The sequence below is a fragment of the Streptococcus orisasini genome, from assembly GCF_001431045.1.
GTDB lineage: Bacteria > Bacillota > Bacilli > Lactobacillales > Streptococcaceae > Streptococcus > Streptococcus orisasini.
Genome location: NZ_BCLE01000004.1, coordinates 1 through 6931, shown reverse-complemented (window position 1 = coordinate 6931; position 6931 = coordinate 1). Strand labels below are relative to the sequence as shown.

Below are 6931 nucleotides of genomic sequence, written 5' to 3'. Positions count from 1 at the left end.
CGTGGAAATTTATATGGTAGTCTGCAGACTTTTTTGCTGATCAAGGTAGGCAAATGGAGATTTGTCTACAGTCTAAAGAAGGCTTCGGCCTTCTTTTTTCTTGTTTTAAAAAAATTAAAAAGCTATATATATTATTTTAAAATTATAGACTTTTAGAAAAACCGGTGCTATAATAAAAGAAAGCCATTTCATAGATGAAGGGGAGGTGATTTTATAGGAAAGATAAGACCTAAATATCTCAGTATCTGCCATGACATCCGGTCAAAAATTCAAGATGGGACTTATCCTGTCCATGAGTATTTGCCCGATGGTACTAGTCTGGCGAAGACCTACGGAGTCAGTTTAATGACTTTAAAAAGAGCTTTGGATTTGCTTGTAGCTGAGGGTTATATTATTCGGCGCAGGGGAGACGGGACACTCGTCAGAGATTGGAAGGTAGAACAGCTTCCGCATCTCTATTCCTTGAAGGGGACTTATTATGACTATCAGAATAAGGTGGCTTCACGGATTTTAAAGTTTGAAGTGACGCACCCTTCTTCGGCTGTGGCTGAAAAGCTGTCCTTAACAGAAGATGATTTTGTCTATGAGATTATCCGTTTACGTATTTTGGAAGGACGGCCGATTATCATTGAGTATACTTTTATGCCGATTACGGTCATTCCAGGTTTGAAACGGCAGCATCTTGAACGATCTATTTACGAATATATCACTAAGGAGCTAAAGCGTAAGGTACACAGTGCTTTCGTAAAAGTTTCAGGTGTACGCCCCACTAAACTGGAGCAGGTAGAGATGAATCTTGCAGAAACTGACTTTTTAATGGAAATCGAGCAAGTCGGCAGTCTGGACAATTGCCGAGTGTTTGAGTATTCCATATCCCATCACCTTCCTGATGTTTTTGACTTTGAAACGGTTATGTTTAACCAGTAGAAAGGAGTGAACAATGGAAAATTTTCGCTTACACATTCCGACTGATATTCGTTTCGGAAAAGATCGATTAGAGGAGCTGCCTGAGGTACTTTCCCCTTACGGTAAACGTATTTTGCTGGCTTACGGGGGTGGTTCTATTAAAAAATCGGGCCTCTATGATAAAGTTGTTGCGCTTTTAAAAGACAATGGTTTTAGCTTTGTAGAGTTATCTGGAATAGCACCCAATCCTAAAATTGATTCTGTCCGTCAGGGTGTTCGTTTAATCCGGGAAAATCAGCTGGATGCTATCTTGGCTGTCGGGGGCGGTTCTGTTGTTGACGCCAGCAAAGTAATCGCCGCTGGTGTTTATTATGATGGCGATGTCTGGGACTTAGTTTTAGACAGGAGCAAGGTTGGCAGGGCTGTGCCTATTGTCGATATTTTAACCTTGGCTGCGACTGGTACCGAGATGAATCGCAATGCTGTCATTTCAAATCCTGAGACAAATGAAAAATTAGGAACGAGCGGCTGGGAATTAATTCCCAAGGCGTCATTTTTAGATCCCACCTTGACCTATACTGTGTCTAAATGGCAGACAGCTGCTGGTGCGGCAGATATGATGAGTCATCTATTTGAACAGTATTTTAACCGTACTGAAGCTGTTGATGTTCAAGACAGCATTGCAGAAGGGCTGCTGAAAACAATCATTAAGTATGCACCGATTGCTATTCGGGAGCCGGAAAACTATGATGCACGAGCAAATCTGTTTTGGAGTTCGACGCTGGCACTTAATGGCTTAGTCGGACAAGGTCGTTCTGGCGGCTGGAGTTGCCATCCGATAGAACACGAATTATCGGCCTATTATGACATTACGCATGGTATCGGACTTGCTATTTTGACACCGCGCTGGATGACATTTTGTCTTGATAAAGACAGCACAACACACGCAAAATTTGCAGCCTATGCCCGCAATGTCTGGGGACTAAATCAGGGAACAGATGAAGAATTAGCTAGACAGGCGGTTCAAAAGACTTATGATTTCTTCAAAGAGCAGCTTGAAATACCGATGACCTTGCCGGAAGTGGGCATTGAAAATCAGGATTTAGTCTCAGAAATGAGTGAACAGGCTGTTAAGCACGGTGGTCTGTCCAACGATCGTTTTGTTAATTTGACAGTAGATGATGTGAAAGAAATTATTAAAGCATCCTACAATCCGATGGAAACTTTTTAAAAGGGAGAAGCAATATGGAAGTTTATACTTTAAATAACGGTGTAGAAATTCCAAAGATTGGCTTTGGAACTTGGCAGATTCCTGAGGGGAATGAGGCTTATAACAGTGTTCGCCATGCCCTTAAAGTGGGATACCGCCATGTAGATACCGCACAAGCTTACGGCAATGAAGTCAGTGTCGGAAAAGCAATCGTAGACAGTGGTTTGGCGCGTTCCGATATTTTTCTGACAACAAAGGTTTGGAATGACAAACATGATTATGAACTGGCTAAAGCATCTATTGAAGAGTCACTTGAAAAACTTGGTGTTGATTACTTAGATCTTCTTTTGATTCACTGGCCTAATCCTAAAGCTTTGCGGGAGAATGATGCTTGGAAAGCTGGCAATGCTGGTGCCTGGAAAGCTATGGAAGAAGCTTATAAGGCAGGAAAAGTTCGTGCCATCGGTGTTTCTAATTTTATGATTCATCACTTAGAAGCACTGTTTAAAACGGCTGAGGTTAAACCGCATGTCAATCAAATTCTTTTAGCACCAGGCTGTGTTCAGGAAGAATTAGTTGCTTTTTGCCGAGATAATGATATTCTTTTGGAAGCATACAGCCCGCTTGGAACCGGAACAATTTTTGGTAATCCTGTGGTTGAAGAAATTGCTGATAAATATGATAAATCAGCCGCGCAAGTAGCCTTGCGCTGGTCGCTGCAAAAAGGTTTCTTACCTTTGCCAAAATCAGTAACTCCTAAAAATATTGAGGCGAATCTTCATATCTTTGATTTTAATTTGGACGAAGAGGATATTAGCACATTAGATAAGATTGAAGGGATCAAAACCCAGCAAAATCCTGATCAAGTTGATTTCTAATTGCATCAGCTGCAATAGAATAGCTGTTTGTAAATAAAAGAGTAAGGCATATCGTTACACGTTTTATGTTCTTACTCTTTTTGTTTGCTAGTTTTTGGCTGCGCTATTGATATTTTATTTGTAAATTAGGAAATGAAACGGTTTTACGGATTTCACTTTGGAAAAATTTGTGATATAATTAGCATGTACAAAAAATTTTAAGGAGTCTATATTCATGGCAAAATTGACTGTTAAAGACGTTGATTTGAAGGGGAAGAAAGTTCTCGTTCGTGTTGACTTTAATGTTCCTGTAAAAGATGGCGTTATTACAAATGATAACCGTATTACTGCGGCTCTTCCAACTATCAAATACATCATCGAACATGGTGGCCGTGCAGTTCTCTTCTCTCACCTTGGACGTGTGAAAGAAGAAGCAGATAAAGAAGGTAAATCACTTGCTCCTGTAGCTGCAGATTTAGCTAAAAAACTTGGTCAGGAAGTTGTTTTCCCAGGCGTTACACGCGGTGAAAAACTTGAAGCAGCTATTGATGCTCTTGAAGATGGTCAAGTTCTCTTAGTTGAAAACACTCGTTTTGAAGATGTTGATGGTAAGAAAGAATCTAAAAATGACCCTGAACTTGGTAAATACTGGGCAAGCCTTGGCGATGGTATCTTTGTAAACGATGCTTTTGGTACAGCTCACCGTGCTCATGCTTCAAACGTAGGCATCTCGGCAAACGTTGAAAAAGCAGTTGCTGGATTCCTTCTTGAAAACGAAATTGCTTACATCCAAGAAGCTGTTGAAACTCCAGAGCGTCCATTCGTAGCTATCCTTGGTGGTTCAAAAGTTTCAGATAAGATTGGTGTTATCGAAAACTTACTGAAAAAAGCTGATAAGGTCCTTATCGGCGGCGGTATGACTTATACTTTCCTTAAGGCTCAAGGTATCGAAATTGGTGATTCACTTGTTGAAGAAGATAAACTTGATATTGCCAAAGATCTTTTAGCTAAAGCAGATGGTAAATTAATTTTGCCAGTTGATTCAAAAGAAGCAAACGCATTTGCTGACTACACTGAAGTTAAAGATACCGAAGGTGAAGCTGTAGATTCTGGCTTCCTTGGTCTTGATATCGGTCCTAAATCAATCGCTAAATTTGATGAAGAATTGACTGGTGCGAAAACAGTTGTCTGGAATGGTCCAATGGGTGTCTTTGAAAACCCAGACTTCCAAGCTGGTACAATCGGAGTTATGGATGCTATCGTGAAACAACCAGGTGTTAAATCAATCATCGGTGGCGGTGATTCAGCTGCTGCAGCTATCAACCTTGGCCGTGCTGATAAATTCTCATGGATTTCAACAGGCGGTGGTGCATCTATGGAATTACTAGAAGGTAAAGTATTACCAGGCTTGGCTGCATTGACAGATAAATAATTACTTGCGACGAAAAGAGTTGTGAAAACAACTCTTTTCTAGTGCATAGGCTAGATTCTATGAAACGTAGTGAGTATAGAAAATCAGCCTAGGTAAAGGAAAAGTTCTTTCAGGATTTACAGCTTTGACTGAGGAATAATAGAAAAAGGTCCAGTGGACCTTTCAGACTGAAGAAAAAGTCAATTTTTATCAAAAGAACGATTGTGTTATGATACTTTCCTTAGGTAGCGCGGACGGTAGCAACTTCCTTTGGAATTTCATACCTAGATTTTGAGCCCAAGTCTCAAAATCTCCGAACGCCAGAAATCACTCATTTCTGGCGTTTTTGCTACAGCGGAAAGTATCTGGGCTAGGCTTGTTCAATTCGTCTATTTTTCTTATAGATTGTGAATTGATATTATCCTAAGATGTGTGTGCTTGTGAAATGCTAACTATAGAGTTTGTCTACAACCTGAAAGGTCCAGTGGACCTTTTTGTTTACCATTGAAACCAAAGAAAGTAGCACAGACACATATGATTGCTGGACAATCATTCACAGGAAGAGACTAATCTGAAAGGTAGATATATAAAAAGCGCGATGTCCTAGTCATTGACTTTCAAGAAGTCTTTAGTTTTGCTGATTGCTATGAAGCAGTTTGCTGGACCTGTCTTACCAACTATTACATCCAGATATTATAAAAAATGGGAGTGGGAAAAAAACAACAAATAACAAAAGAGTTCGACTTCCCACTCCTCGTACAATTGAGATACCATACTTTTTAGAATGGCCTTATTAATCCTCCAAATGGTTGGATAAATTTTTGAACATATCATTCAAAGTCACTAAACGTTTTTCAACTTTTTCAACTGCAGCATCTAGAGTATACCCTTCCTCCAGCATTTCTTGAATTAAGAGTATTTTTTTTATATTCATATAGTCATATCTTCTGGTTGTGCCTTCCTTACCATTTTGGGAGTGAATGATGCCTTTTTCTTCCCAGTAGCGAATTTTTCTAATTGGAATACCAGTTATTTTAGAAACCTCCCCAATTCCGACAACGAGTTTTTTCAAAAGTTCTACATCCAAGAGAGCAGAGTAATCTTCAAAATTTTGCTTCATAATAATTTCGATCCTTTTGTATTTATAAATGAATGTCTACACTCATTTTATAATAATAAAATGAAATCGACAATTTTTCTTGATTATTTATCGGATATATTCTATAATTATCGTAGATAATCTACAATTATTGCGAAAAATATACAAAAGATGATAAGCTTATGAAAATAAGTAAAATCAAAACAGATAAACTGTTTTTAGATGCTAGCTTTGGTTCGATTACAGGTGTTTGGCCAATGGAGGAGCGCAAGTGACTTTTCTAATTTTGACCTTGGTATTGCTGCTGAGTCTGGTTATTAAAGATAAAGGGAGAAAATTAATATGAAAAAGATACTTATTTTAGGAGCAACTGGCAGAACTGGAAGTTTAGTAATAAAGGAATTATCCAAATATGAATCTGTACAAATTATTGCTGCTTTAAGAAAACAGGAGGACAGAGAAAGATTGCCTGTACTAAAGCAGCCTGTGGAAACGGCTCTTATAGACATTAATGATGTCAAAAATATGCAGAAATCACTGATAGATTGTGATGTTATTGTTCAGGCAATTCGATTACGAGAAGATATCTCAGAAGAAGCTTTGATACAATTGGATAAAAACATTCGTCAAGCAATCAATCCATCAAAAAAAGTTCAAATTGTTACAGTGGGAGGTGCTGGTTCGCTAAGATTGAGCAAGGGACAGCGTTTCTGGGAGGATCGTCATTTTCCAAAGCAAACGCTACCTAGAGGAATTGCTCATGCCAAACTACGAGATTACTTAGAAGAAAGGTCTTTTAAAGATCCTTGGGCTTATTTAATTCCACCGCCTGCTTATATTGTTGATGGGAAGAAAAGGGGCTATCAAAAGTATCGTTCAACGCAGGAGGAAGATTTTTTTATTAACCAAACGGTCTCCTATAGTGATTTTGCGCTCGCTGTAGCGGATGCTGTAATGGAAAAGTGGCAGGGTGTTTATTTAATTGCTGGTCAGGAATAACATGATGTTTGGTTGGGGCTTTTCTCACTCCCTTTTTAATAGTACTATCTTTTTGTTGCTTAAAGCTAAATTGGAGCGCTTCGTGATTGGATTTGCAGACTTAGCTAAATGGTGCAGCTGCCAGCAAAGATTTTTTCATGCAGGAGCGATCTTGCTGGAGATAGCTAGTATTCACAGTAGGCTGCTTATTATTTTACAGTCCCTTTTCCTTGAAAAACATGTTACAATTTAAATATGAAGAAATATCATTTTGATCCTAAAAAATTTACCTTGGGTATGCGAACATTTAAGTCGGGGCTAGCCGTTTTTTTAGTACTCTTGCTTTTTGGAATACTTGACTGGAAGGGTCTTCAGATTGGTGCTTTGACGGCTGTTTTTAGTTTGCGTGAAGACTTCGATAAAAGTGTTCATTTTGGGGCATCACGCATAGTTGGCAATAGTATTGGCGG

Annotated in this window: 7 protein-coding genes; 6 read left to right on the top strand and 1 reads right to left on the bottom strand. The window is 39.0% G+C overall.

Going from position 1 to position 6931, the window contains the following annotated elements; all coding sequences use genetic code 11:
- The first annotated feature begins 213 nt into the window (after nt 1-213).
- From SCSH_RS00570 to SCSH_RS00555, 4 genes are all read left to right on the top strand, one after another.
- Complete coding sequence (locus SCSH_RS00570) at nt 214-927, top strand: GntR family transcriptional regulator (RefSeq protein ID WP_057489964.1); 714 nt, start codon at nt 214-216, stop codon at nt 925-927.
- Nucleotides 928-940: 13 nt separating this feature from the next.
- A complete protein-coding gene (locus SCSH_RS00565) occupies nt 941-2137 on the top strand; it encodes an iron-containing alcohol dehydrogenase (RefSeq protein ID WP_057489963.1) in 1197 nt (398 codons plus the stop codon).
- Nucleotides 2138-2151: 14 nt separating this feature from the next.
- Nucleotides 2152-2994, top strand: coding sequence for an aldo/keto reductase (locus tag SCSH_RS00560; protein ID WP_057489962.1), 843 nt, complete (start codon nt 2152-2154; stop codon nt 2992-2994).
- A gap of 214 nt (nt 2995-3208) precedes the next feature.
- Entirely contained in the window at nt 3209-4405 is a 1197-nt protein-coding gene (locus SCSH_RS00555; protein ID WP_057489961.1) for a phosphoglycerate kinase, read from the top strand.
- A gap of 772 nt (nt 4406-5177) precedes the next feature.
- Here SCSH_RS00555 and SCSH_RS00550 read toward each other — a convergent pair.
- On the bottom strand, nt 5178-5504 hold the full coding sequence (locus SCSH_RS00550; RefSeq protein ID WP_057489960.1) for a MerR family transcriptional regulator: 327 nt from the start codon (nt 5502-5504) through the stop codon (nt 5178-5180).
- A 321-nt stretch (nt 5505-5825) separates the two neighbouring features.
- Between SCSH_RS00550 and SCSH_RS00545 the strand changes: the two genes are divergently transcribed.
- Together SCSH_RS00545 and SCSH_RS00535 are read left to right on the top strand one after the other, a co-directional pair.
- Nucleotides 5826-6482, top strand: a complete 657-nt coding sequence (locus SCSH_RS00545) for an NAD(P)-dependent oxidoreductase (protein ID WP_057489959.1) — start codon at nt 5826-5828, stop codon at nt 6480-6482.
- Between the two features lie 234 nt (nt 6483-6716).
- The coding region (locus SCSH_RS00535) for an aromatic acid exporter family protein (RefSeq protein WP_238581352.1) at nt 6717-6931 on the top strand (215 nt) is incomplete at its 3' end.